Genomic DNA, 24,983 nt, shown 5'->3' with positions numbered 1-24,983 from the left:
GCGCGGGCTGATCCGGACACACGCGGCATGCCCCCTGCCCCCGACAGGTTCTGCCTGCCCGAAGGGCATGGCCCGATACGCTGCCCGCGCAAGGGTATGACGCCAGTAAACCATCCGGGCATTCCATGCACGGATACGGGCCGGATCGCGCTATCTTCATGCTTTCCGTCATCATTTCGATATCCATGCAATGATACATATGTTCAGAAAAAACGCATCAGGTCATATATTTTCCTTATGCTTCAACTGAAATCGACCACAAGAATACGAACAGGACTGTCTTTTCCTGAACGAAATGACATGCCTATCATGAAACAGACCATCCCTTGCCCCAGTCTGCCCCCGATATCGAGGAGATATGATATGACGCAGGACCATGAACAGAGAATGCGGGTGGACCTGGCTGCGTCTTTCCGCATGGCGGCACGACTTGGATTGCATGAAGCCGTCGCCAACCATTTCAGCGCCGCCGTTTCCGATGATGGCAGCCGATTTCTCATCAACCCGAAATGGCGACATTTCTCGCGTATTCGCGCCAGCGACCTGATCATGGTGGACCTGAACAGCCCCGGCAATGCCACAGGCCATGATATTGATCCCACGGCATGGGCCATCCATGGCCAGTTGCACACCGTCAACCCCCATGCACGGGTTGCCATGCACCTGCACCCCGTTTACGCCACCACCGTTTCCACTTTTGCAGACCCGACCATCCTCCCCATTGAACAGAATACGGCCCGTTACTTCCGCCGGGTTGCCATTGACCGCATGTATGGCGGCATGGCCGACAGCGATGCCGAAGGCGCGCGCCTGGCACGGGTCATGGGGGACAGGTCACGCCTCATGATGGGGAATCATGGCGTGATGGTCGTGGCTCCGTCGGTGGGTGAGGCGTTTGATGACATGTATACGCTGGAACGGGCCTGCCAGATTTTCGTCACCGCCTGTGCAACCGGGCGCAAGCTGTCCGTACTGTCCGATGACGTGGCGGAAAAGACCGCGCGGGACTGGGAGAAAATCACGGATTTCTCAATCCGCCACTTTGAGGAAATGAAACTGATCCTGGACAGGGACGAACCGGACTATCGTGACTGAACCTGCCCGCGGGCGTGGCTGCCCATCGGGCATGGCGGCCACGATGATGCAGAAGCGGAACATATGGAGGTCCTGCATCCGTTGCCTGCGGCATCATGAATTAGAGCCCGATCCGAAAGTTTTTCAACCCTGACAATGCCTTGCTGTCCGTCGTGTGAGCATTCGGATTGAGGCGATCAATGTCCATGCGGTTGAGGAAGCAATGGATTGTTCCCAATCTTTGGCGAGCCGCCTGCATCGTCCCAGCCATGCGAATGTCCGTTCCACCACCCAGCGACGCGGCAGGATCTGAAAACCCTTCACCGTATCGGACCGCCTGATGATTTCGAGGGTCCATTTTCCCATGGAGGCGAGCGCGGATCGCAATTTGTCGCCAGCATAGCCGCCATCAGCGAAGATGTGGCGCAGCCAGGGAAAGCGCCTGCGTATCGCTGCCAGAACATCAACGGCCCCATCACGGTCCTGGATATCAGCGGCATGAACGAGGAGAAAGATCAGGAAGCCGCAGGTATCCGTCACGATATGGCGCTTGCGGCCCTTGACCTTCTTCCCCGCGTCATAGCCCGAAATCCCGCCGCTTTCCGTGGTTTTCACCGACTGGCTGTCAATCACGCCCGCGCTCGGAGAGGCGTCACGTCCCTCGATCTCGCGCAGGCTCATGACCAGCACCGTATTCATGACCTCGAACACTCCGGCATCACGCCAGGCGTAAAAATAGCGCCTGATGGTCGAGACCGGCGGAAAGCATTTCGGCAGCAGACGCCACGCACACCCGGCCGAGGCTATGTAGAGCATCGCATTGACCACCTCGCGCATATCCGTCGTGCGCGGACGACCGCCCCGTTTCGCCGGGGGCACAAATGGCATGATCAAAGTCCACTCCCCGTCCGTCATGTCCGATGGATATCGCAATCTTTCCCGGCTATACTCGCGCCGGGCAATACCAGTCCATGTCACCATTCACTCCATCTCTCTGCAAAGACGGATGAATCACAACAGGCTGGTATTGTTCAAAAACTTTCGGATCGGGCTCTTAGTCATTTTATAACCGGGCATTATGTTTTTAATTATTTATGATGGCATGACAGATGCAATAGGCTGGCAGCCCAGTCCTTGAAGAGTGAACGTAAGATGACAGAACTTCCTTCCACGGTAACCCATCGGCGTATCCGTCCTTTCAATACCAGGGATACCTATCCTGAACAGAATCTTGATAATGACCTGTGTCAGGCTGTCGTGGCGGGCAATACCATCTACCTGCGCGGGCAGGTCGCACAGGATCTCGACACGCGTGAGAATGTTGCCGTAGGTGATGCCATTGGCCAGACTGAAAAGGTCGCACAGAACATCGCCCTTCTGCTCAGGGAGGCCGGGGCGGACATCCGGCATATCTGCAAGGTAACGGTCTACCTGACGGACATACGCTATCGGGAAGATGTCTATCGCACGCTGGGGAAGCATCTGCGTGGCGTGTTTCCGGTTTTCACGGGTCTTGTGGTCGTGGCACTCGCCCGCCCTGAATGGCTGGTGGAGGTGGATGTCATCGCCGTCATGGACTGATCAGACAACAGGAACGAACGTGCTGAGCGCGTGCCCTGCCCTGTCCCGGGGGCAGGGCCAGCATGATGCAATCATGCCCGACAGCGCGTGACAGGATCAGCGCTTCCTGACATGGCGGTTCACGGGGCGTGCAAGGCCAAGATTTTCACGCAGGGTCCTGCCTTCATATTCCGTGCGGAACAGGCCCCGGCGCTGCAGTTCAGGCACAATCCCTTGCGTAACGTCGGTCAGGCTGTCGGGCAGCACCGGCAGGGCCATCATGAAGCCGTCACTTCCGCCGCTGCCGACCCATTCTTCCATCTGGTCGGCCACTTCCCCGGCCGTGCCGTAGAAGATCACCTTGCTGCGGTTATACGTGCGGCAGACCTGTCGCAGGGTCAGTCCCTCGCGGATCAGGCCCACGATCTCCTCAAAATAGACCTGATGGAAATTCGACCGTTCCGGAATGCGATGTTCCGGAACCGGTTCATCAAGCGGCAGGTCCGACAGGTCGGTTTCCAGATCGGTCTTGAGATACATGAGACCAATTTCGATTGGTACGCTTTCCTGCCACTTTGCCCATTTCCTGCGTGCGTCTTCCCGGCTTTCACCCATCACGATCGATACACCTGACAGTACCTTCAGGGAATCCGCCGTGCGTCCGTACCGGGTCATCCGGCCTTTCAGGTCGGTGTAGAATGCCTGTGCCTGCGCCAGCGTGGCACCGGTTCCAAATACCACCTCGGCGGTCCGGGCCGCGAATTCCCGCCCGGTCTCGGATGCGCCAGCCTGAAAGATGACCGGCTGCCCCTGCGGCGAACGGCACATGTTCAGTCCGCCATGGACACGGAAGAATTCACCCGCGTGGTCCAGAACGTGGAATTTTTCCGGGTCGAACATGCGCGCCCCCGCCCTGTCGAAAATGAATGCATCATCCTCCCACGTGTCCCACAGCGCCTGGACGACCTCCAGACATTCGGCAGCCTTTTCATAACGCCTGTCACGCGGCGGCAGGCGGTCCAGCCCGAAATTCCGGGCAGCATAATCATTGGCCGTCGTCACCACGTTCCATGCCGCGCGGCCGTGGCTGATATGGTCCAGCGATCCGAACAGACGGGCAATATTATACGGCTCATAAAAGCTGGTGGACGCCGTCGCGCCAAGACCGATATGCCGGGTGGAACCGGCCAGGGCCGACAGCAGCGTAACAGGTTCCAGCATGTTCATGTAAAGCGGGGAGCGGCTCCAGAAATCGAGATTTTCCGTACGTGCCGCAGGCGTATCCGCCAGGAAAAAGAAATCGAGCCTGCCTGCCTCCGCCTGCTGTATGATCTGGCGGAAATAATCCACGTCCGTTGCGGCATTGTCCTGTGCCGTTTCCTGCAGCCATGCCGCTGAATGGTAGCCATAGGCTTCAAAAAGACCACCAAGAACCATATGTCCGCCGGTCTGCTTCATTTCACGGCTTCCCTTCATGTTCAGGCACGGCAAGACGCGACAGGGCGCCGATGGCCATTCCAGTCGCCAATACCATTACGAACAAGAAAAGAATGCGCGACAGGCACAGGCAGGTAAAGCCCCTTTCTTCAGTTTGCCTGATCAGCGCGGGCGGGAACGGGCAGATCCTCACGGCAACGGATTTTCCATATCAGGTCCGCAAAAAATATTATTACTGTATCAAAACGCAGGCATGGCAGGATTGGTCACGTCAGGTCCTGCGGGTCCCGGCGCGGTTCATATCACTTTCGGATGGTTGTGCCTTCCGCCCACGGTGGACACACGGCCAGAGAGGACGTTTCATGAGAGGCATGGAGAGATCGGGCAGCAAGATGTCACCCGGCCTGCATGATGCGGGCCACTCAAGCACCCGTCCATCCGGCAGCGCCATGGACCGGTGCGCATACAAGCTGCAGACACGGGGACTGTACAAGACTTATGGCCGGACGCTGGCGCTGGACCGTATCGACATGCATGTCGCGGCGGGTGAATTCGTGACCCTGCTCGGCCCGTCAGGGTCGGGCAAAAGCACCCTGCTGCAGCTGATCTGCGGGCTGACCCCACCAGCCGGCGGCAGACTGTTCATTGATGGCCGCGACCAGACCTGGGCCCCGCCGGCGGAACGGGACATCGGGGTCGTGTTCCAGAATTATGCCCTGTTCCCGCATCTCTCGGTCGGGGAGAATGTTGCCTTCCCGCTCCGGATCCGGCGTGTGGACAGGGCTGCCATGGTCCGGCGGGCGGAAGCAGCACTGGAGATGGTCGGCCTGCACGGGTATGCCGCGCGCATGCCAGCGCAACTTTCGGGTGGCCAGCAGCAGCGCGTGGCCTTGGCACGGTGCCTGGTCTATCGGCCTTCGCTCATCCTGATGGATGAATCCTTTTCCGCGCTGGACCGGAACCTGCGCCTGGTCATGCAGGATGAAGTGCGGCGCATCCATCGTGAAACCGGTACCACCTTCATATTCGTCACCCATGATCAGGAAGAAGCCATGACGATGTCCGACCGCATCTGCCTGATGAATGAGGGCCGGGTCGTGCAGTTCGATACGCCCCGTGCGCTATATGCAACGCCGCGCACGGTGTTTGCCGCCCGTTTCATCGGGGCCTCCACCATCATGCACGGCGTGGTGCGCGCGGACGGAACGCTACAGACCCCCATGGGGCCCATCCCCCTGCCCCGTCACTGTACCGCTCCCGCCGGGACGGAAGGCGCCATGGTGCTGCGTCCTGAAAACCTGATCCTTCATACCGGTGATACATCCGGCCTGCGGGGCAATGTCGAGGATGTGACATTCAGCGGGCCGGACCAGAGGGTTGTCTTCCGGCTGGAAAATGATGAACGCGTCGTCCTTCGCGCACCGGCGGACATGCCCCTGCATGCGGGCCAACAGGCCGGTGTACGGTGGGAACCGGGCGCCGGGCATTTCATCGCCTGTCCATGACCATTCATTCCAGCACAGGGGCCGGACTTTTTCCATGTTTCTGACACGACGGGCACTTCTGGCAACAGGTGCTGCAGGCGGGCTGCTGGGCGCGGCAGGACGGGCAAGGGCACAGGGGATCACGCAGCTGACGGTGGCGGATGTGGGGGCCGCGCCCTCGGTTGCCATACGCCGGGCCTTCTATGACCCGTTTGAAAAGGAAACCGGCATCCGCGTCATATCGGTCCCGCATGCCGCCGACCCGGTTACCCAGTTCAAACTGATGGTCGACGCACGTTCCTACATATGGGATGCCTGCATGCTGAATTCGGAGCATATCGCCCGGCTGAACCGGGAGGGCCGGTATTTCGAACCCCTGCACATCACCCCGGCGGAGACAGCGGATTTCATTCCCGGCATGACCAGTGACATCTGGATGGGTTTTTCCGTCTATGCGATCATGATGGCATGGCAGAACGCCCGTTTTCCGCATGGTGGCCCGCGGAACTGGACGGATTTCTGGGATGTAAGACGCTTCCCCGGCCGGCGTGGGCTGTGCCGGGCCCCCGCGGCGACACTGGAACTGGCGCTGCTGGCCGATGGTGTCGCGCCACAGGCATTGTACCCGCTGGATGTGGAGCGGGCCTTTGCTTCCCTGGCGCGCCTGCGTGACAATGTGGACATCTGGTGGACCAGCGGCGCGCAGAACACGCTGTTACTGGAAAGTGATGAACTGGACCTTTCCGATACATGGTCGGCACGCGCACAGATGGCACGGCGCAGCGGCGCGGCGATCACGCTTGTCTGGAATGGCCTGTACGCAGCCGATGGATGGGCCATTCCCGCAGGCTGCCCGCGGGCGGACATTGCCCGGGCTTTTGTCCGTTACTGCATGCGCCCCGACCGGCAGGCCGAATATGCGGTTCATAGCACGAACGGGCCGACCAACCGCCGCGCCTTTGACTATCTCTCCCCGGCGGAAGCGGCATTCCTGCCCACGTCACCAGCCAATTTCAGCAATCTGAGCGCATTCAACGCACAGTGGTGGGGCGAGAACAGCAGGTCGATCGCCGAGCGTTTTGAAGAATTCCTGCTTGAATGAGGATCAAGGATTCCAATGAAAGCAACCTCTGCAAAGCTGCCCCCACCCGCCATGGCGGCCGGGGATATGCCGACAGGCCGGTACAGGTGGTTCCTGCCCTGTGCGCCACTGCTGCCTGGCCTTCTTTTCATGGCCATGTTCCTGGTTTTCCCGCTCATGCAGACGGCCTGGAGCAGCATCCACGATCCGGCCAGCGGCAGGCTCAGTGCCGCCGCGTTCCTGCATGTGTTCCAGATACCGGCCTATCGTCATGTCCTGTGGAATACAATATGGGTTGCGCTGTGGTGCGCACTGCTGTCCATGGGAATGGGCTATCCCGTTGCATACTGGCTGGCCGTGACATCGGAGGCCGTGCGCCGCCGGGCGCTGTTCATGATCATGGCGCCGTTCTGGACCAGTGTGCTGGTGCGGAACTTTACCTGGCTGGTGCTGCTCGGGCGGCATGGACCGGTTGCAGGCTTCATGCGCGCCATGGGGCTGAAGGGGGCGGATTCACTCCTTTTCAATCGCCCGTTGCTGATCCTGGCCATGCTGCACGTCATGCTTCCCATGGCGATCATTGCCATGCTTCCCGCGCACCGCAGCATAAACCGGCAATGGCTGGATGCGGGCCGCACCATGGGGGCCGGGCCTGCCGACCTGTTCTGGCGCATCTACCTGCCGCTCTCCATGCGGGGGACGGCGGCGGCCGGTTTGCTTGTGTTTCTCTCCGCCCTTGGGTTCTTCATTACGCCCATGCTGCTGGGCGGCCGGCATGACGTCCTTCTTGGTGAAATGATCATTTTGCAGATCGACCGACTGCAGAACTGGACTTTTGGCAATGCGCTGGCGGTGATCCTTGTCATCATCGGGGGCACGGCCATTGTCCTGACCAACTGGCTTTTCGACCTTTCGGGTACGGCACGTGCCGCGGCGACGTCCCGCCCGCCCGCAATTTATGATGGAATGGCACGTCTGTCAGGCGCAATTGGCGGTATTGTTCCACGCCGCATGCGACCGGGAAAACGGGCCGGGGTGATGCTGGCCTGCTTTGCATGGTCTGTCATCACCTTCCTGGGCGCGCCCCTGCTGGCCATGATACCAATGGCCTTTACACGGGATTCCTTTATCGTCTTTCCACCGCACCTGGGAACATGGCACTGGTTTGCGCTCTATTTCCATGACCCGTTATGGATTTCGGCCACCCTGCGTTCCTTCCGGATCGGCCTTGGGGCGGCCGTGCTGTCCGTCGTGCTGTCGGGTCTGGCGGCATCCGGCATTGCGCGCATGCAGGGCCGGATGGCGGGTGTGGGCATCCTTGCCTTCATGGTGCCCCTGGCGGTGCCGCCGATTGTCATTGCACTGGCGCAGTTCGGACTGTTCGCCCGCGTTTCAATGATTGCGACCGACAGTGCAATCATGCTGGGACATACCGTGCTGTGCATGCCCATCGTCTTTACCATTCTGCTTGGCGGGTTCCGGTCGTATGACTGGCAGCTCAACCAGGCGGCGGCAACATTGGGGGCCAGTATGCCGCAGGTACTGACCCGTGTCCTGCTTCCCCTGCTGCGCCCCGTTCTGGTTGCAGGTCTTGTCGCGGGTTTCCTTACCTCGTTCGATGAACTGACCGTTGCCCTTTTCCTGGGGGGTGGTCTCAGGACAACGCTTCCCAAACAGATGTGGGACGCAGTCCTGCTGGAGGTCAGTCCGCTTCTGGTCGCGGTTTCCGTCGTCATGATGCTGATCATAACGGTGCTGTTCGTGGTGATGGAAAGCATGCAGCGCAACAGGGCCACATTGTAGGCAGCCACCCTGCGCGCCCTGCGGGTGGCTGGCAGGTTCAGGGCGTGCGGTCAGGTCCTGCCATTCCCGGAATGCGGGCATCGGATATGGTGGTCCGGCAATGGTCGGCAAAGCTTTGCAGCAGCCGTGACCTGCGCACATTCGCAGGCGTTGCGATCCCCATGACCATGGGCCGCTGTTCACCCGCGATCGGTACCCGTACGACACGCCGCCCATCCAGTGCCAGATCGGAGCGTGGCCTGACATTGGCCAGCGTATAGCCATAACCATTGGCCACCATGGTCCGCACGACTTCCTGATGGGTGGAATATGAATACATCTTCGGCTTCAGCTTTTCCCTGAAAAACAGGGCCAGGAAATATTCGCGGCTAAGCGGCAGGTCCAGCAGGATCAGGGGTTCGCAGGCCAGTTCCGCCAGTTCCACCTCCGCCCTGCGGGCAAAGGGATGATCTGCACTGACCAGTGCATGGGGCGGCAGGCTTGCCAGTGGCACGAAATCGATGCCTTCGGGGATCAGCAGGTCATACGTGATTGCAATATCGATTTCAGCCCGCTTCAGCCTGTCCACAAGCCGTTCGAGATTGGCCTCGAACTGCCGGATTTCCGTTCCCGGATAGGTGGACATGAAGCTGTGGGCCAGTTCGGGCATGATCATGGGGGCCAGGGTGACCATGGACCCGACCGTAAGGGACCCGCGAACCTGCCCCGTTGCATCAGAGGCAGAGGCATACAGCCCTTCGGCCATCTGGACGATACGCCTGGCTTCCGCCACCAGCTTGTGTCCTGCCGGTGTCAGTGAAAGACCCTGCGCGTGATGGCGGATAAAAAGCTGGACCCCCAGTTCCTGCTCGAGATGACTGATCGCGGTCGAAATGGAGGGCTGGGAGATTGATAATCTCTCTGACGCATGCCTGATGGAGCCCGCCTCACCCGCGGCGATGAAGTATTCGAGCTGACGTAATGTATAGCGCATGATGCCTTCCGCTCTGGTCCCACACCGCGAACAGGGTGCGACGGAAGAAAGTTGAGCCACAAAATCCGCGCATTGTCACGCCGGTTCAGGGCTAGCCGGACCCGACCGCCTTCCCCCCCATAATCAACACGGGTGGCCGGCCCCGCCTTCACCACGCCCGTTCCCCCCGGACGCTGCCGGGGGGATGGGACGGCAGCCCGCTACGCGACCGCGACCCTGCGCCCGGCGGCAATATGGCCTGCCAGATAATCCGCATCGTGCCACACGCCCCAGATGAAGGCCGAGGCCCGTCGCGACAGGCCGGGCAGCCCCAGGAAATACAGTCCCGGCACCTTTGCCACCCCCCGTTCATGGATCGGGGCACCGGATGGATCGAATGCATCCACCTTCAGCCAGCGGGTAAAATCAAGCGCATAGCCCGTCGCCCATACGATGGACGTGATCCCGGCCTGCGCCAGGTCCAGATGCAGCAGGGGACTGGTCACGCATTCCGGGTCCGGTGCGATGATCCGGGCGGCGGGTTCTTCCGGCAGGTCAAGGCCTTCACGCGCCACGTACGCGTCGGCGGCGTCAAGCATCGCCAGGTAGTTCGCATCCCCCAGGGCAATATTTCTGGCCAGATCGGGTTCGAATTCCATTGTGCCCTGCGCGAATGTCCGCGCGCGCCCCAGCAGGGTCATGCCACGGCTGGCCAGTTCACGGAAATCAACGGTATGCCCGCCACGTGCCCCGCTGACGGCAATGGTGACATGCTCGGCGGATGATGATCTGTCGGGCCTGGCATCCCACATGCCCAGAACGCCCAGCCACCATACGAAATCCTGCCCGCGATACCGGCGTGGCGGCCGGTCATGCGGACCAACCGAGAGATAGACACGCCGCCCGGAGCGCATCAGTTCATCGGCAATCTGTGCACCGGACGACCCGGCGCCGATCACCAGCACGCCCCCTTCGGGCAACCCGGCCGGATTGCGGTAAGAAAAGGAATGAATCTGGTTGAACCCGGCATCCGGCGGCACGATGGCCGGCATGACCGGGCGCTGGAACGCCCCGGTCGCGGCAACGACATTGGCCGCTTCAATGATGCCCGAAGACGTTTCCGCCACAAAACCGGATCCGTCGGGCTTCCTGCGCAGGGTCTTCACTTCCGTATCACAGCGGATCGGCGCGGCGATACGCTCCGCGTAAGAAACAAAATATTCCACGATCTTTTCACGTGATGCAAAAGCATCAGGATCAACCCCGCTGAATGTCATGTCGGGGAACCTGTCATGCCAGGCGGGACCATTGGCCACAAGGGAATCCCATCGTCCACGCCAGCTTGCCGCAATCCGGCTTTTTTCAACAATCAGGTGAGACAGCCCACGCCTGCCGAGATGTTCACTCATCGCCAGTCCGGCCTGCCCGCCACCAATGATCAGTGTATCGACTTTTTCAACGGACATGTTCGGCACTCTTTCCGGAATTACATAAAACAGCAGAAAAAATAAGGTGTCCACATCCTTGTATTGTATTGATGACAATACCGAAACAACAATATTACTCACCCCTGATTAGCTTTTCCCTATTGCCGGGGGAACATCCGGAAGATCAGTTGCGTGCATGATCCAGTGCGGCGTCAAGCGCCTTTGCCGTAAGCTGCCCCATGACCTGATAGCCCCGGTCGTCAGGGTGCAGATGGTCTCCACTATCAAACATCGGGCGCAGTTGTGCGGGCCTGGCCGGATTGGACAGTGCCGCGTCGAAATCGATGATGGCGTCGAACTGTCCGGATGTCCGGATCCACCGGTTGACCACTTCGCGCGTCCGTTCCTTGCTGGCGGAATAGTAATGATCCTCGGCCGTATTGGCGAACGGGAGAAGCGTGCCCCCGATGATCATCAGGCCCGATGCATGGGCACGTCCGATCAGTTGCCGGTATCCCGTTATGATATCCGTCGCGGACACCGCCTGATCGGGCAGGCCCTGGCTATCGGGCACGCCAATGTCATTGATCCCCTCAAGAAGCACGACGGCGCGTACCCCACTGACATGAAGGACATCCCGGTCAAAGCGGGACAGCGCGGATGGCCCGCGCTGCACTGTCGGCAGGTCATGCAGCAGCCGGTTCCCGCTGATGCCCGCATTCACCACACCAAGGCCGCTGCCGGCTGCCACCAGTCCCTGCGCCACAAAATCGGAAAAGCGATGGTTCCGGTCCATGCCGGAATGATAACCATCGGTAATGGAATCCCCCAGCAGCACCACCGCCCCATCCGCCTGCGGGCCTGTATCGATCCCGGTTACGACAAGACGGGCGGTTGCGGTCCGTGCCACTGGCAGGGATGCGCCCGATGTATAGTCCCCGGGGGCGGAAATGACCGCGGTTGCCATACCAAGCGGATGGCAGGGCATCGGACCCGTATCACGATCAATGTAGATCAGCACCCTGACATCGGAAAGCGGCGGCAGATGGAGCGTGACAGGGCCGGTCAATACCGAAGACCCTGGCGCCACGACAGCGGAGCGTGCCCCCCGGCCAAAGGTCAATGGGGCAGGTGCTGCGGGGCTGGCGCCGGCACCGTTAGCAATGGCCTGGACGGACGCCCTGCCGATCGACAGGGGAAACTGTCCAAGCTCATTGGAAAACCTGAAGCGCACATCCGTGCCGCCCGCGCTTAACCGCATGACCTGCACCACGGTCTGCCTGGCAATTTCCGGGCAGACCGTACCAACCTGGGACGCCCCCCATGACCCCACCCAGGACGGCTGTGCATACGCCGGAACAGACCATGCAATGATTCCGGCCAGCACCCCGTGCAGACACGATACTTTCCGCCATGGCTTTCCTGAACATCGGGTCCGGAACCGCCTTCGGTTCATTTTCGCGCCTGATCCGGACATGAATCCGCTCCCTGAAGGCCGGGACCAGCCGGCATTGCAACAGGATCATACCTTACCCCTGATCCGGGAAGAAGCAGCCCCCTTTCGACACGGAAGGGACATTGTGCCGGGCACGGGGGAGCACAGCAGGCATGTACGGACATGCGGATTGACCCTGCCAGTGGCTTCATGCCCGTTATTCAGATCGTGATAAAGGCGCGCACATCCTCCGCCATCAGTTCACGGGCCTGCCCGGCCAGCACGACCCTGCCCCGGTCCAGCACGGTAATGTTGTCCGCCAGTTCAAAGGCAAAATCGAAATACTGCTCGACCAGCACGATCGCCATGTCACCCTGGTCGCGCAGCATGCCGATGATGGCACCGATATCCTTGATGATACTGGGCTGGATGCCTTCGGTCGGTTCATCCAGCACCAGCAGGCGTGGACGGATGACCAGTGCGCGCGCAATGGCAAGCTGCTGCTGCTGGCCACCCGACAGGTCCCCCCCCCGGCGGTCGAGCATCTGCGCCAGAACGGGAAACAGGTCGAAGATCTCGTCACGCACCCTGCGCTGCCCACGCGGCAGGAGGGCGAAGCCGGTCTCCAGGTTTTCGCGCACGCTCAGCAGCGGGAAGATATCGCGCCCCTGCGGCACGGTTGCGATACCGCGGCGGGCGCGGTCATAGGCGGGCAGTCCCGTGATGTCCTCACCCTCCCACCCGATCCGGCCGGAACTTGTGGCATGCATGCCGGTTATCGCGCGGATCAGGCTGGTCTTGCCAACACCGTTACGCCCCAGCACGCAGGTCACCTGCCCTGCCCGCGCCTGCATGGAAACCCCGCGCAGGGCAATAGCGGCACCGTAATGCAGGTGTACATCCTTGACGTCGAGCATGTACGTCGCCTCCTTTCATGCCCCGGGTGCCATCTTCAGCGCCCCAGATAGACCTCGATCACATGCGGGTCGGTACTGACCTCATCCAGCGTGCCCTCGGCCAGCACGGAGCCTTCATGCAGCACCGTGACGGCCACCCCCAGGGCACGGACAAAATCCATGTCGTGCTCCACCACCACCACGCTGCGTGTCCGGTTGATCTCGCGCAGCAGGTCGGCCGTGGCCATGGTTTCGGCATCAGTCATGCCGGCCACGGGTTCATCCACCAGCAGCAGGTCGGGTTCCTGTCCCATCAGCATGCCGATTTCCAGCCACTGCTTCTGGCCATGGCTCATGCCGCCCGCCGGCTGGTCAGCCATTGCCTCCAGCCGGGTCAGATGCAGCAGGTGCGCAATCCGTTCGCGCTCGCGCGGTGTCTGCCGCGCCATCAGCACGGCAAAGGGCGAGCGGATGCCCTTGAGCGAAAGCAGCAGGTTTTCGCTCACGCTCAGGGCTTCGAACACGGTCGGCTTCTGGAATTTGCGCCCTATGCCCAGCCGGGCGATTGCAGGCTCGTCCAGCCGGGTCAGGTCACGGCCGCGAAAGCGCACGCTGCCGGTATCGGGGCGGGTCCTGCCGGTGATGATGTCCATCATCGTGGTCTTGCCCGCCCCGTTCGGCCCCACGATGGCGCGCATCTCACCCGGGCGCAGCGACAGGCTGAGGCTGTTGATGGCGCGAAACCCATCAAACGTCACACTCACATCACGCATGTCGAGCAGCAGATCATCCGTCATGCCTCATCTCCCTGCGTGTCCGATACTTCCGGGGTCACTTCTTCCGTGGGTGTCCTGCGGGCATGACGCAGCACGCCCATTATGCCCTGCGGCAGGAACAGTGTGGTGCCAATGAACAGGAACCCCAGCCCATACAGCCAGAATTCCGGCAGCCACGCCGTGAACAGCGTCTTGCCCAGATTGACCAGTATCGCCCCCAGCACCGCCCCGCACAGCGTGCCACGGCCACCGACGGCCACCCAGATCACGGATTCAATGGAATTGGCGGGCGCGAACTCGCCGGGGTTGATGATACCCACCTGTGTTACATACAGCGCCCCTCCCAGCCCCGCGATCATGGCGGAAAATACCCATACCAGCAGCTTGACCTGATCGGGACGGTAACCAAGGAAACGGGTACGGTCTTCCGCATCGCGCACGGCCACCAGCAGGTTGCCAAAACGGCTGCCCACCACAAAGCGCGCGGCCAGCAGGCTGCCGGCCAGCAGCACGCCCGTCACCACCAGCAGCACGGCGCGTGTCATGGGGGCGTGCAGGTCGGCACCCAGAACATCCTTGAAGTCCGTCAGCCCGTTATTGCCGCCAAAACCCAGCCCGTTCTGGAAAAAGGCCAGCATGAGCGCATAGGTCAGCGCCTGCGTGATGATGGACAGGTACACGCCCGAGACACGCGAACGGAAGGCAAGCCAGCCAAACACACCCGCAAGCCCCCCCGGCACGGCCACGACCAGAAAGGCGGCCCATGCAAAATGTTCCGATCCCCACCAGTACCATGGCAGGCTTTTCCAGGACAGGAAGATCATGAAATCCGGCAGGCTGGCATTGCCGTATACCCCCCGCGCCCCGATCTCGCGCATCAGGTACATGCCCATGGCATACCCCCCCAGCGCGAAGAACGCCGCATGGCCCAGCGTCAGGATCCCGGCAAAACCCCAGACCAGATCAACCGACAGCGCCAGCATGGCATAGGCCAGGTACTTGCCCGCCAGCGACACGACAAAGGCGGATGCGTGGAAGGGATTGCCCTCGGGCAGCAGGCTTGCCATGGCCAGCCCACCGGCGGCCACCACCACGGCCACCGCCATCCAGGTCACGCCGCGCAGACCGCGCGGCGCGTGGATAGAAAACGGGTTCATGATTCAACTCCCCGCCCACGCACGGGAAACATGCCGCGCGGATGCCGCTGGATATAGAGAATGACCAGCACGAGAATGGCGATCTTGGCCGACACCGCGCCAATGGCCGGTTCCAGCACCTTGCCCCCCATGCCCAGCGCCATGGCGGCCGCAAGCGTGCCCCACAGGTTGCCAACGCCACCGAACACCACCACCATGAAGCTGTCGATGATGTAGGACTGCCCCAGATTGGGGCTGACATTGTCAATCTGGCTGACCGCGACACCCGCAAGTCCGGCCAGCCCCGCGCCCAGTCCGAAGGCCAGTGCGTCAACCCGTGGCGTGCGGATGCCCATCAGGGCCGCCATGCGCCGGTTCTGGGTGACGGCACGCATCTGCAGCCCCAGCGGCGTGCGGCGCAGCACCAGCATGAGACCCCCCAGCACCAGCCCCGCAAAAACAAGGATGGCCAGCCGGTTGAGCGTGATGTCCATGCCGCCGGCCGCAACCGAACCCGAAAGCCATGCAGGCGTCTGCACCGCAATGTTCGTCGGACCGAAAATGGACCGCACGGCCTGCTGCAGGATGAGCGAAAGCCCCCATGTGGCCAGCAGCGTTTCCAGCGGGCGGCCATACAGGAAGCGGATCAGTCCCCGCTCGATCAGCATGCCCAGGGCGCCACACACCGCGAACGCGACCGGAATGGCCACAAGGATCGCCACCGGTTCCAGCGCGGGCACGGTGGCACGGATGCCCTGCTGCACCATCCACGTCACATAGGCGCCGATCATCATCATCTCGCCATGGGCCATGTTGATCACGCCCATCACGCCAAAGGTGATGGCAAGCCCCGTTGCCGCCAGCAGCAGCACGGAACCGTAGCTCAGGCCGTAAAAGGCATTCTGCGCCACGCTCCATGCCCGCAGGTGCCAGTCGATGCTGGATACGGCTGCCTGCGCGGCATGGCGCACCGGTGGCGCTTCCGCATCCGACAGCGCGACACCGGCCAGAATGCCACGCGCCTCCAGCCCGCCTGCCGTCGCAAGTGACCGGACCGCCACCAGCCGCTGGTCCTGCGCGTCCTGCGCGGGGGGCCGGGCCAGGATGGTCGCTGCACGTGCCTGCATGAGCCGCGTGCGCACAGCCCTGTCCTTTTCCACCGACAGGGCATGGTCAAGGGCGGGCAGCATGGCGGGATCATGCCGGCCATAAAGCGCGTCCGCCGCCTTCAGCCGGATGTCGGCCTGCGGGGCAAGCAGCGCCATTTCGGCCTGCGCGCCCGCCAGCGCCGTGCGGATGCGGTTGTTCAGGCGCACCGGCTTCAGCCCCTCCGGCACGGTGGCGACAGGCTGGCCGGTGCGGGCATCGACGCAGGTATCACCATGGCGGATGTACAGACCGCCATCCGGGGCCATGAAGAGATGCCGCTCCCCCAGTGCCTGCAGCACGGCGCCTGCCTGCGGATCACCCGATCCGGCCAGCGCGGAAATGGTGGCCGTCATTTCATCAGGCCGGGCGCTGGACAGACCGGAGAACGCATCGGCATGGGCAGCATCCGGCAGCAGCGCCGCCCCCAGCCACAGCACCGCCACAAGGCAGGCGGAACATGCTTTAAGCATGTTTGTGCCCAAGGCAGGTCCGGGTTGCCTTGTTGTAATTTCCGCACGAGACGGGCTGGCTCCAGTCCCCGATCATATCCTTCGTTTCCGGCACCCAGGGCGACCATGCCTGACCGGGTACGAGGCCGGGCGTTTTCCATACGACCGAGAACTGGCCGTCTTCCTGGATTTCACCGATATAGACCGGTTTGGTCAGGTGATGGTCGGGCAGCATTTCGGCGACGCCGCCCGTCAGGTTGGGCTGGCGGATGCCGATCATGGCATCGATCACCCTGTCATGATCGGTCGTGCCTGCCTTCGTTACGGCCTGCACCCACATGTTGAAGCCGATATAATGCGCTTCCATCGGGTCGTTGGTGGTACGCTTGGGGTTTTTGGTATAGTCGTGCCACTGTTTGATGAAGGCGGTGTTGGCAGGCGTGTCGATGCTTTCGAAATAGTTCCATGCGGCAAGCTGGCCCACCAGCGGCGCGGTATCCATGCCCGCCAGTTCCTCCTCCCCCACACTGAAGGCCATGACCGGGATGTCGGTGGCCGAAATGCCCTGATTGCCCAGTTCCTTGTAGAACGGCACGTTCGCATCGCCATTGATGGTCGAAACCACGGCGGTCTTCCTGCCTGCCGAGCCAAAGGCCTTGATCTGGGAGACGATGGTTTGCCAGTCGGACTGCCCGAACGGCGTATAATTGACCATGATGTCCGCTTCCGCGATTCCCTTGGCCCTGAGGTAGTTGACAAGGATCTGGTTGGTCGTGCGCGGATAGACGTAGTCCGTGCCGATCAGCGCGAACCGCCTTGCCCCGCCGCCGTCCTCGCTCAGCAGGTAATCAACCGCCGGGATAGCCTGCTGGTTGGGGGCAGCACCGGTATAGAAGATGTTGCGGCTGCATTCCTGTCCTTCATACTGCACGGGATAGAACAGGATGCCGTTGAGTTCCTCGAACACCGGCAGCACCGATTTGCGTGACACGCTGGTCCAGCAGCCGAACACGGCCGCCGCCCTGTCCACCGACAGCAGCTGGCGCGCCTTTTCGGCAAAAAGCGGCCAGTTGGAGGCCGGGTCCACCACCACGGGTTCCAGCGGCCGCCCCAGCACGCCCCCCCTGCGGTTCTGTTCGGCAATCAGCATAAGCATGACATCCTTCAGCGTGGTCTCGCTGATGGCCATCGTGCCGGAGAGGGAATGCAGGATGCCCACCCTGATCGGCTCACCCGTGGGGGCTGCCGCACGCGCCGGGGCGGACCGCCACATCCCCCCCACAGCAGCCGCCGAGGAGGCAAGGGCAAGACGTCCGAACGCACGCCGGGAAAGATGGGGCCGGTTGACAGGCATGATGAACGGTCCTTTTGCTGCTCCATCCATTATCAACCGACAGGAAAGCCTTTCCCATACGCATTCCTGCGTATGTCCCGCAGCCCTTTGCGTTACGATGATGGGCCCCGCCGCCCCAGACCGTGGAAACCGTAAACCGTGCCCGACCCGACCAGCCGCCTGCGTATCGTACGTCCCCGCCGGGCCTACAGCCGCTGGGCCGCGAACCAGACATTCGAGGATTACGCCCTGCGCTTCACCGCGCGCCGTGCCCGCACGGCAACACCCATGCGCGCAGCGCTGACGGCACTGGGGTCGATCTCTTTCCTGGCGCTGGAAGCCATAGGCGGCACGCTTACGCTGGCCTTCGGTTTTGCCAACACGGCGGTGGCCATCGCCCTTGTCACCGCTGTCATCTTCACCATCACCCTGCCGCTATGCGTGACCGCGGCACGCGCCGGGCTGGATATCGACCTGCTGACGCGCGGGACGGGGTTCGGCTATATCGGCTCGACCATCACGTCCCTGCTCTATGCCAGCTTTACCTTCATCTTCTTCGGGCTGGAGGCGGCCATACTGGCGGGTACGCTGCATGCGTTGCTGGGCATGCCGCTATGGCTGGCCTACCTGCTGTGCGCGGCCATCGTCATTCCACTGGTCACGTGGGGCATGACGTTCATCGCCCGTTTCCAGATCGCGACACAGCCGGTCTGGTTCGCGCTGAACATCATTCCGCTGGCCGTTGTGGTGGCAACACATCGTGACCTGCTGCATGCATGGACCCGTTCGGGTGGCCTGCTGACCCGGCCCGGCATGCTGGACCCCATCGCCATAGGCACGGCGGCCTCGCTCATGATCGTGCTGGTGTGCCAGAGCGCCGAACAGATCGATTTCCTGCGCTTCCTGCCACCCCCCACCGCTGCCACCCGGCGGCAGTGGTGGACAGCACTAATACTGGGCGGCCCGGGCTGGGCCGTGCTGGATGCCTTCAAGCTGCTGGCGGGGTCACTGCTGGCATGGATCCTGCTGCGGGCAGGTTTTCCGGCGCAACAGGCCGTGCAGCCCGGCCTGATGTACCGCTTTGCATGGGGCACGTTCACGCCGGCACCGGTCGCGACCTTCCTGACCGTCGCCCTTGTCGCGCTGGCGCAGGTCAAGGTCAACATCACCAATGCCTATGCCGGGTCGCTGGCATGGTCGAATTTCTTCTCCCGCCTGACCCATACCCATCCGGGGCGGGTATTCTATGTCGTATTCAATGTCGCCATCGCGTTCGTACTGATGGAAGCGGGACTGGTCAGCACGATCCAGACCGGCATCACGCTGTACGGCGTGCTGGCCTGTGCATGGATTGGCGCGATCGTGGGGGACGTGACCATCTGCAAGCCGCTTGGCCTCAGCCCCGCGCTGGTGGAGTTCAAGCGCGCCATGCTGCCGGATTTCAACATTGTGGGTCTGGGGGCATGGGCGCTGGCCGCAGGTACGGGCCTGGCCGCCTACCGCGGGGCCTTTGGCGCCCATGCCGCCGCCTACGCCCCCTTCCTGACGCTGGCGGTGGCCTGGGCCACGGCACCCGTGCTGGCATGGCTGACACATGGCCGCACCTATCTGGCACGTCCGCAGCCTGCCGGGTGGAACACGCGTCCGGCCATGGAATGCGTGATATGCGAACATACGTTCGAGGCGGAGGACATGGCATCCTGCCCTGCCTATGGCGGGACGATCTGCTCACTGTGCTGTTCGCTGGACGGGCGCTGCCGTGACCGCTGCAAGCCGGTTTCCACACGCATGGGCAGCCAGTTGACGGCCCCCCTGCGCGCCCTGCCGCCTTCCGTGCGCCGCAGGCTTCTGGCGCCGGGCGGGCGGTTTGCGCTCATGCTGGGCGGCATGACGCTTGGGCTGGGGCTGGTGGCATGGCAGATGGGATATGCGTGGAACGGCATGTTCCTGCTTGTCCTTGTGGCCAGCGCCATCGGGACGTGGCTGCTGGTCATGGCACAGGAAGGCCGCCGCACGGCCACGCGTGAGACACTGCACCAGACCCGGCTGCTCATGAACGAGATCCGCGCCCGCCGCCGCACCGACCATGCGCTCAAGCACGCGCGGGAAAAGGCGGAGGCGGCAAGCCTGGCCAAGACCCGTTACATCAGCGGCATAAGCCATGAAATCCGTTCGCCACTCAACGCCATCATGGGCTATATCCAGCTTCTGCAGCATGACGCACGCCTGCCACCCGAACGCCACAGGGCGCTGGGCACCATGCGCGAAAGTGGCGAGCACATCACCAGCATCCTGTCGGGCCTGCTCGACATATCGCGCATCGAGGCCGGGCGGATCGAACTCCATGCCGATACCGTCGCCCTGCCCGCCTTCCTTGAATCGGTTGCCCAGATGATCCGCCCGCAGGCCATGGCCAAGGGGCTGGATCTTGTCTGGCAGCCCGGCTACCTGCCCGCCGTGGTCACGTGTGACGAGCACCGCCTGCGCCAGATCCTGCTCAACCTGCTGTCCAATGCGGTCAAGTTCACCCGCCGTGGCAGCGTGACATTCTCCGCCCGCTGGCATGGCCAGATCGCGGAATTCATCATAGCCGATACCGGACCCGGCATTGCGGAGGCCGACTACACCCGCATATTCGAACCCTTCGAGCGCGGCGCGGGAAGCGCGGGCGTGCCGGGCACCGGGCTGGGGCTGACCATTACCCGGCTGCTGACGGAAATCCTTGGCGGGGAACTGACATTCACCAGCAAACCGGGCGAAGGCTCGCGCTTTCGCGTGCGGCTCATGCTGTCGAACCGGCAGGTGGAACCTGCACCCCAGCTTCCTGCCATTCCGGTCGGATATGAAGGCACGCGGCGCACCGTGCTGGTGGTGGACGACAATGCCGAACACCGGCTGATCATGCGCGAAATCCTTGAACACTGCGGCTTTGTGTTCGAGGGCGCGGAAAATGGCGCGGAATGCCTTGACCGCCTGCCCATCGTGCGCCCGGACCTGCTGCTGCTGGATCTGTCCATGCCGGGCATGGACGGGCGCGACCTTGCGCTACGGATACGGCAGTCTCCCTTTTCCTCCGTACCGATCATGTTCCTGACCGGCAATCTGGTGGAGAGCGCGGACCGCCATGTCCCCTCGCTGGATGACTGCCCGGTGCTGGGCAAACCCGTGAACCTGTCCGTGCTGATCACCGAAATCGGGCAGATGCTTGACCTGGCATGGATTTTTCCGACAGACGGCATGGCTGGCACGGTGGACGGGCCGACAGCCCCGGCAGCCCCCCTGCCCGAGGCGGAACGCGCCACGCTTCTGGGCCTGCTCGATGCCGGCAACATGCGGCGCCTGCGTGAGCATCTTGTCATGCTCCAGACCGAAAACCCCACCCTGCGCGAAGCACTGGCCCCGCTGGGTGAACTGGCCGCCACCTATCAGCTCGAAGCCCTGCGGCATCACCTGGAGCCACCCGCGCCATGACAACGCCCGACACGACCCGCAAGACCGTTCTTGTCATTGATGACGACCCGGCAGTGCTGGGCCTTAGAGCCCGATCCGAAAGTTTTTGAACAATACCAGCCTGTTGTGATTCATCCGTCTTTGCAGAGAGATGGAGTGAATGGTGACATGGACTGGTATTGCCCGGCGCGAGTATAGCCGGGAAAGATTGCGATATCCATCGGACATGACGGACGGGGAGTGGACTTTGATCATGCCATTTGTGCCCCCGGCGAAACGGGGCGGTCGTCCGCGCACGACGGATATGCGCGAGGTGGTCAATGCGATGCTCTACATAGCCTCGGCCGGGTGTGCGTGGCGTCTGCTGCCGAAATGCTTTCCGCCGGTCTCGACCATCAGGCGCTATTTTTACGCCTGGCGTGATGCCGGAGTGTTCGAGGTCATGAATACGGTGCTGGTCATGAGCCTGCGCGAGATCGAGGGACGTGACGCCTCTCCGAGCGCGGGCGTGATTGACAGCCAGTCGGTGAAAACCACGGAAAGCGGCGGGATTTCGGGCTATGACGCGGGGAAGAAGGTCAAGGGCCGCAAGCGCCATATCGTGACGGATACCTGCGGCTTCCTGATCTTTCTCCTCGTTCATGCCGCTGATATCCAGGACCGTGATGGGGCCGTTGATGTTCTGGCAGCGATACGCAGGCGCTTTCCCTGGCTGCGCCACATCTTCGCTGATGGCGGCTATGCTGGCGACAAATTGCGATCCGCGCTCGCCTCCATGGGAAAATGGACCCTCGAAATCATCAGGCGGTCCGATACGGTGAAGGGTTTTCAGATCCTGCCGCGTCGCTGGGTGGTGGAACGGACATTCGCATGGCTGGGACGATGCAGGCGGCTCGCCAAAGATTGGGAACAATCCATTGCTTCCTCAACCGCATGGACATTGATCGCCTCAATCCGAATGCTCACACGACGGACAGCAAGGCATTGTCAGGGTTGAAAAACTTTCGGATCGGGCTCTTATGGATGAAACACTGGCCGAAGGCGGCTATACGGTGCTGCTGGCACAGTCGGGCCGGGCCGCGCTGGAGGTGGTGGCGCGCACCGTGCCCGACCTGATCATGGTCGATGCCCTGATGCCCGGCATGAACGGGTGGGATGTATGCACGACCCTGCGCCATGACATGCGGCTGGCTGCCGTGCCCATCATCTTCATGACCGGCCTGACCGAGACGGAACACGTCATCCGCGCCTTTGAGGCCGGGGCAGCTGATTACGTGACAAAACCCCTGCGGCTGGAAGAAGTCATGGCCCGTATTGGCGTGCGCATCGAAGCGGCGGCGCGCATCCGCTCGGCCCATGGCGCGCTGGACCATGCCGGGCGCTTCCTGTTCGCCACCAGCCGCACCGGCACCGTGCTGTGGGCCACCCCGCAAGCCGGGCTTATCCTGGATGAACTGGCGGACACGACGGGGGCCGCCATCCCTCTGCCCGGCATGCTGCCCGCACCCGGTGGGGTACTGCTGCGCCAGGGCATGGGCGAGCACGAATTCGTCCTGATCCTGGTCGGCGCCACCGGGCCGGACGAACTGCTGCTGCGTATTACCCGACAGGCGCTGTTTCCCGAACGGATACTGCGTGAGCGACTGGGCCTGAGCACGCGGGAAGCGGAAGTGCTTTTATGGATATCACGCGGCAAGACCAGCCGTGACATTGCCGATATCCTGCAGGTCAGCCCCCGCACGATCGACAAGCATATCGAGCAGATCTACAACAAGACCGGCCTGAGCACGCGCGCCGCGGCCGCGGCCACCGCATCGCGCCTGTTGCGCGATGAGTAGGGCCCTTTCACCCTATCGGGCGCTCCGGACCCCATCATCGGACAGGCGGTCCTGCTGCATGTCGGGGGCCGCGACCTCCGGGCATAGCCTGCGCTGTTCCATGCCGCGCACGGCTGTCAGTTTCTGCCGCACCTGATCGAGACTGCGTTCGGTCGCATCCTCCTGCACGGGGTGACCGGCCGGGGTCAGGGTCGCACCCTTCATGATGCCAAGACCCGGTACGGGATCGAATTTTACAAAAAAGCCCTTTTCCTCCGGCGCCGCGTCCTTCGCAACGGCGCGGGCTTCGCTGCGCTGCAATGCGGTCAGCCGATCGAACAGCCTTACGTCCTCCGCCAGAAGATGGCGGCAGTCCAGTGTTTCAAGCGCGGGCTTCGGTGCCGCATGCACCATGCCCGGCGCGAACCCGCAGGCCAGCATGACAGCCGTGCCCATAACCTGTCGCGTGAAGATCAGCATTCGGATATCTCCCGGCGGTGGCTGCAACCGGGCCGCCTTTCAGATGGTATGACGGGGTCGCCGCCTTCAGTACTGGAACTGCATGCCCAGCAGGAAGGCGCCGATCGCGCGCGTGCCCTGGGGCTTGTAGCGGGCATAATCAAAGGTGAAGCGCAGGTTATGCCCGTCCATGACATAATTGGCGCCGGCATCGAACTGCGTGGTCTTGGGGTGACCGGGGCCATACATGTCCTTCCTGAAACGGAACTCCTGATAGCGCACCAGCGGCTGGATCCGCCCCCAGCCCAGCCTGTAGGGGATGAGGTAGGCCGTGCTGGCCAGGAACGCCGTGCCGTCACTGACGCCGCCCACATTGCCGTAATCGGCTGATTTCTGCCCGTAGCCCGCGGCAATATCCTTCACGCCGCCGGTATAGTACTGGTAGTACGCCCCTTCCAGCGTGTACACGCCACCGCGGGCGTTTTTGCCGATGCGTTTTTCGAACAGGCCATCAATATTCCATGCCCTGTAGTCGCCTTTCTGCTCCGCGGTGCCCACGCCATCGGTTTCATACTGCCCGGCAAGGCCAATGGCGAGGATGTCCGCCTTACCGTAATAGGTACTGGCCGTGTAATAGGCGGGCGAGGGTTCGGGATCGAGGAAGTTGTATTCCAGACGGGCGGCAAACAGCGGATGTTCGCCATAGTTGGATCCACCCCTGACCCAGTTATGCCCGCGATAGACACCCGCCACGTAGCGGAAGTGGTCCTTGAGCAGCTTGCCCCATACGGAAATGCCGTCATCACGCCCCGACCACGCGCCGGGATACTGCGATACCAGCGGGAAGGCGTAGGTGCTGAGGAAATACGGGCCATCAAGGTTTGAGCGGTCACTGGGGGTCAGCATGCGGCCGCCCCAGACATTGAACGCCTTCCACCGCTCGACCTGCAGGATGCCATCGAGCACGTTCCAGTTCCCGTCACGCAGGCGTTCAAGGTTGAGCGTGGACTTGACGTATTTATGGAACTGCGCACCCATGTAGATACGCAGATCGCTGGCGCTGGCGGCATCGCCATTCTTCGGCATGGTGGTATCATGGCTGAGATACTGCGCCCTGACACCCAAGCCAAGGGTAAAGAACTGGTCCTTGCCAAAATTGACGGTTGTAGCGCCGCGGGCCTGCTGCGGCAGGGCGGTCCCGATTGCGGCACAGGCCGACAGGATACTGCCGCAACGCAGCAGTTTTTTCTTCCGGTTCATCATGA

At 62.2% G+C, this 24,983-nt stretch carries 20 protein-coding genes; 8 read left to right on the top strand and 12 right to left on the bottom strand.

Annotated features, from left to right (window positions below; translation table 11 throughout):
• Nucleotides 1–363: 363 nt before the first annotated feature.
• Nucleotides 364–1,095: a class II aldolase and adducin N-terminal domain-containing protein gene (locus LDL32_RS00595; RefSeq protein WP_233063599.1), complete on the top strand. Its 732-nt coding sequence runs from the start codon at nt 364–366 to the stop codon at nt 1,093–1,095.
• Nucleotides 1,096–1,218: 123 nt separating this feature from the next.
• Here LDL32_RS00595 and LDL32_RS00590 read toward each other — a convergent pair whose 3' ends face one another.
• Nucleotides 1,219–2,055 carry an IS5 family transposase gene (locus tag LDL32_RS00590; protein WP_048856220.1) on the bottom strand — a complete coding sequence of 279 codons (837 nt, stop codon included), beginning with the start codon at nt 2,053–2,055 and terminating at the stop codon, nt 1,219–1,221.
• Between the two features lie 171 nt (nt 2,056–2,226).
• On the opposite strand from LDL32_RS00590, the gene LDL32_RS00585 reads away from it, so the two are divergent.
• The gene (locus LDL32_RS00585; protein ID WP_233063591.1) at nt 2,227–2,655 is read left to right on the top strand and encodes a RidA family protein; all 429 of its coding nucleotides are present in this window, start codon (nt 2,227–2,229) and stop codon (nt 2,653–2,655) included.
• Between the two features lie 96 nt (nt 2,656–2,751).
• On the opposite strand, the gene LDL32_RS00580 is transcribed toward LDL32_RS00585, so the two are convergent.
• Nucleotides 2,752–4,092 carry an LLM class flavin-dependent oxidoreductase gene (locus tag LDL32_RS00580; protein WP_233063589.1) on the bottom strand — a complete coding sequence of 447 codons (1,341 nt, stop codon included), beginning with the start codon at nt 4,090–4,092 and terminating at the stop codon, nt 2,752–2,754.
• A 341-nt stretch (nt 4,093–4,433) separates the two neighbouring features.
• Between LDL32_RS00580 and LDL32_RS00575 the strand changes: the two genes are divergently transcribed.
• Genes LDL32_RS00575 through LDL32_RS00565 form a run of 3 tightly spaced genes read left to right on the top strand, consistent with a single transcriptional unit; the run spans nt 4,434 to nt 8,439 of the window.
• Nucleotides 4,434–5,576, top strand: coding sequence for an ABC transporter ATP-binding protein (locus LDL32_RS00575; protein WP_233063587.1), 1,143 nt, complete (start codon nt 4,434–4,436; stop codon nt 5,574–5,576).
• A 34-nt stretch (nt 5,577–5,610) separates the two neighbouring features.
• Nucleotides 5,611–6,657: an extracellular solute-binding protein gene (locus LDL32_RS00570; protein WP_233063578.1), complete on the top strand. Its 1,047-nt coding sequence runs from the start codon at nt 5,611–5,613 to the stop codon at nt 6,655–6,657.
• A gap of 15 nt (nt 6,658–6,672) precedes the next feature.
• Nucleotides 6,673–8,439 (top strand): ABC transporter permease subunit, encoded by a 1,767-nt coding sequence (locus LDL32_RS00565; protein WP_233063576.1) that lies wholly within the window; start codon nt 6,673–6,675, stop codon nt 8,437–8,439.
• Nucleotides 8,440–8,476: 37 nt separating this feature from the next.
• Here LDL32_RS00565 and LDL32_RS00560 read toward each other — a convergent pair whose 3' ends face one another.
• The 8 genes from LDL32_RS00560 to urtA all read right to left on the bottom strand — a co-directional run bounded on the left by LDL32_RS00560 (nt 8,477) and on the right by urtA (nt 18,013).
• Complete coding sequence (locus LDL32_RS00560) at nt 8,477–9,412, bottom strand: LysR family transcriptional regulator (RefSeq protein WP_233063568.1); 936 nt, start codon at nt 9,410–9,412, stop codon at nt 8,477–8,479.
• Between the two features lie 200 nt (nt 9,413–9,612).
• Complete coding sequence (locus LDL32_RS00555; protein WP_233063560.1) at nt 9,613–10,857, bottom strand: NAD(P)/FAD-dependent oxidoreductase; 1,245 nt, start codon at nt 10,855–10,857, stop codon at nt 9,613–9,615.
• Nucleotides 10,858–11,002: 145 nt separating this feature from the next.
• On the bottom strand, nt 11,003–12,079 hold the full coding sequence (locus LDL32_RS00550) for an SGNH/GDSL hydrolase family protein (protein WP_233063558.1): 1,077 nt from the start codon (nt 12,077–12,079) through the stop codon (nt 11,003–11,005).
• A 395-nt stretch (nt 12,080–12,474) separates the two neighbouring features.
• Nucleotides 12,475–13,170: an urea ABC transporter ATP-binding subunit UrtE gene (gene urtE / locus LDL32_RS00545; RefSeq protein ID WP_233063551.1), complete on the bottom strand. Its 696-nt coding sequence runs from the start codon at nt 13,168–13,170 to the stop codon at nt 12,475–12,477.
• A gap of 35 nt (nt 13,171–13,205) precedes the next feature.
• Nucleotides 13,206–13,946, bottom strand: a complete 741-nt coding sequence (gene urtD / locus LDL32_RS00540) for an urea ABC transporter ATP-binding protein UrtD (RefSeq protein WP_233063543.1) — start codon at nt 13,944–13,946, stop codon at nt 13,206–13,208.
• Entirely contained in the window at nt 13,943–15,031 is a 1,089-nt protein-coding gene (urtC, locus tag LDL32_RS00535; RefSeq protein WP_233068609.1) for an urea ABC transporter permease subunit UrtC, read from the bottom strand. The genes urtD and urtC overlap by 4 nt, the downstream gene beginning before the upstream one ends.
• Before the next feature lie 47 nt (nt 15,032–15,078).
• On the bottom strand, nt 15,079–16,680 hold the full coding sequence (urtB, locus tag LDL32_RS00530) for an urea ABC transporter permease subunit UrtB (RefSeq protein ID WP_233063534.1): 1,602 nt from the start codon (nt 16,678–16,680) through the stop codon (nt 15,079–15,081).
• Nucleotides 16,673–18,013 carry an urea ABC transporter substrate-binding protein gene (gene urtA / locus LDL32_RS00525; protein ID WP_233063504.1) on the bottom strand — a complete coding sequence of 447 codons (1,341 nt, stop codon included), beginning with the start codon at nt 18,011–18,013 and terminating at the stop codon, nt 16,673–16,675. Before urtA ends, urtB begins: the two co-directional genes overlap by 8 nt.
• Nucleotides 18,014–18,151: 138 nt before the next feature.
• Between urtA and LDL32_RS00520 the strand changes: the two genes are divergently transcribed.
• From LDL32_RS00520 to LDL32_RS00510, 3 genes are all read left to right on the top strand, one after another.
• On the top strand, nt 18,152–21,463 hold the full coding sequence (locus LDL32_RS00520; protein WP_233063494.1) for an ATP-binding protein: 3,312 nt from the start codon (nt 18,152–18,154) through the stop codon (nt 21,461–21,463).
• A gap of 139 nt (nt 21,464–21,602) precedes the next feature.
• Nucleotides 21,603–22,439 carry an IS5 family transposase gene (locus tag LDL32_RS00515; protein WP_048856220.1) on the top strand — a complete coding sequence of 279 codons (837 nt, stop codon included), beginning with the start codon at nt 21,603–21,605 and terminating at the stop codon, nt 22,437–22,439.
• A 22-nt stretch (nt 22,440–22,461) separates the two neighbouring features.
• Nucleotides 22,462–23,280: a response regulator gene (locus LDL32_RS00510; protein WP_233063492.1), complete on the top strand. Its 819-nt coding sequence runs from the start codon at nt 22,462–22,464 to the stop codon at nt 23,278–23,280.
• A gap of 12 nt (nt 23,281–23,292) precedes the next feature.
• Here LDL32_RS00510 and LDL32_RS00505 read toward each other — a convergent pair whose 3' ends face one another.
• Nucleotides 23,293–23,739 (bottom strand): hypothetical protein, encoded by a 447-nt coding sequence (locus LDL32_RS00505; protein ID WP_233063475.1) that lies wholly within the window; start codon nt 23,737–23,739, stop codon nt 23,293–23,295.
• Nucleotides 23,740–23,805: 66 nt separating this feature from the next.
• Entirely contained in the window at nt 23,806–24,981 is a 1,176-nt protein-coding gene (locus LDL32_RS00500) for a porin (protein ID WP_370636727.1), read from the bottom strand.
• Nucleotides 24,982–24,983 lie beyond the last annotated feature (2 nt).

The sequence above is a fragment of the Komagataeibacter sp. FNDCF1 genome, from assembly GCF_021295335.1.
Taxonomy (GTDB): Bacteria; Pseudomonadota; Alphaproteobacteria; order Acetobacterales; family Acetobacteraceae; genus Komagataeibacter.
This window is presented reverse-complemented; position numbering and strand designations above follow the sequence as displayed.

Coding starts and splice junctions, on each gene's coding strand:
- LDL32_RS00595 (WP_233063599.1), top strand. CDS start 364: ATGACGCAGGACCATGAACAGAGAATGCGGGTGGACCTGGCTGCGTCT.
- LDL32_RS00590 (WP_048856220.1), bottom strand. CDS start 2,055: ATGGTGACATGGACTGGTATTGCCCGGCGCGAGTATAGCCGGGAAAGA.
- LDL32_RS00585 (WP_233063591.1), top strand. CDS start 2,227: ATGACAGAACTTCCTTCCACGGTAACCCATCGGCGTATCCGTCCTTTC.
- LDL32_RS00580 (WP_233063589.1), bottom strand. CDS start 4,092: ATGAAGCAGACCGGCGGACATATGGTTCTTGGTGGTCTTTTTGAAGCC.
- LDL32_RS00575 (WP_233063587.1), top strand. CDS start 4,434: ATGAGAGGCATGGAGAGATCGGGCAGCAAGATGTCACCCGGCCTGCAT.
- LDL32_RS00570 (WP_233063578.1), top strand. CDS start 5,611: ATGTTTCTGACACGACGGGCACTTCTGGCAACAGGTGCTGCAGGCGGG.
- LDL32_RS00565 (WP_233063576.1), top strand. CDS start 6,673: ATGAAAGCAACCTCTGCAAAGCTGCCCCCACCCGCCATGGCGGCCGGG.
- LDL32_RS00560 (WP_233063568.1), bottom strand. CDS start 9,412: ATGCGCTATACATTACGTCAGCTCGAATACTTCATCGCCGCGGGTGAG.
- LDL32_RS00555 (WP_233063560.1), bottom strand. CDS start 10,857: ATGTCCGTTGAAAAAGTCGATACACTGATCATTGGTGGCGGGCAGGCC.
- LDL32_RS00550 (WP_233063558.1), bottom strand. CDS start 12,079: ATGCGGTTAAGCGCGGGCGGCACGGATGTGCGCTTCAGGTTTTCCAAT.
- urtE (WP_233063551.1), bottom strand. CDS start 13,170: ATGCTCGACGTCAAGGATGTACACCTGCATTACGGTGCCGCTATTGCC.
- urtD (WP_233063543.1), bottom strand. CDS start 13,946: ATGACGGATGATCTGCTGCTCGACATGCGTGATGTGAGTGTGACGTTT.
- urtC (WP_233068609.1), bottom strand. CDS start 15,031: ATGGCGGTGGCCGTGGTGGTGGCCGCCGGTGGGCTGGCCATGGCAAGC.
- urtB (WP_233063534.1), bottom strand. CDS start 16,680: ATGCTTAAAGCATGTTCCGCCTGCCTTGTGGCGGTGCTGTGGCTGGGG.
- urtA (WP_233063504.1), bottom strand. CDS start 18,013: ATGCCTGTCAACCGGCCCCATCTTTCCCGGCGTGCGTTCGGACGTCTT.
- LDL32_RS00515 (WP_048856220.1), top strand. CDS start 21,603: ATGGTGACATGGACTGGTATTGCCCGGCGCGAGTATAGCCGGGAAAGA.
- LDL32_RS00510 (WP_233063492.1), top strand. CDS start 22,462: ATGGATGAAACACTGGCCGAAGGCGGCTATACGGTGCTGCTGGCACAG.
- LDL32_RS00505 (WP_233063475.1), bottom strand. CDS start 23,739: ATGCTGATCTTCACGCGACAGGTTATGGGCACGGCTGTCATGCTGGCC.
- LDL32_RS00500 (WP_370636727.1), bottom strand. CDS start 24,981: ATGATGAACCGGAAGAAAAAACTGCTGCGTTGCGGCAGTATCCTGTCG.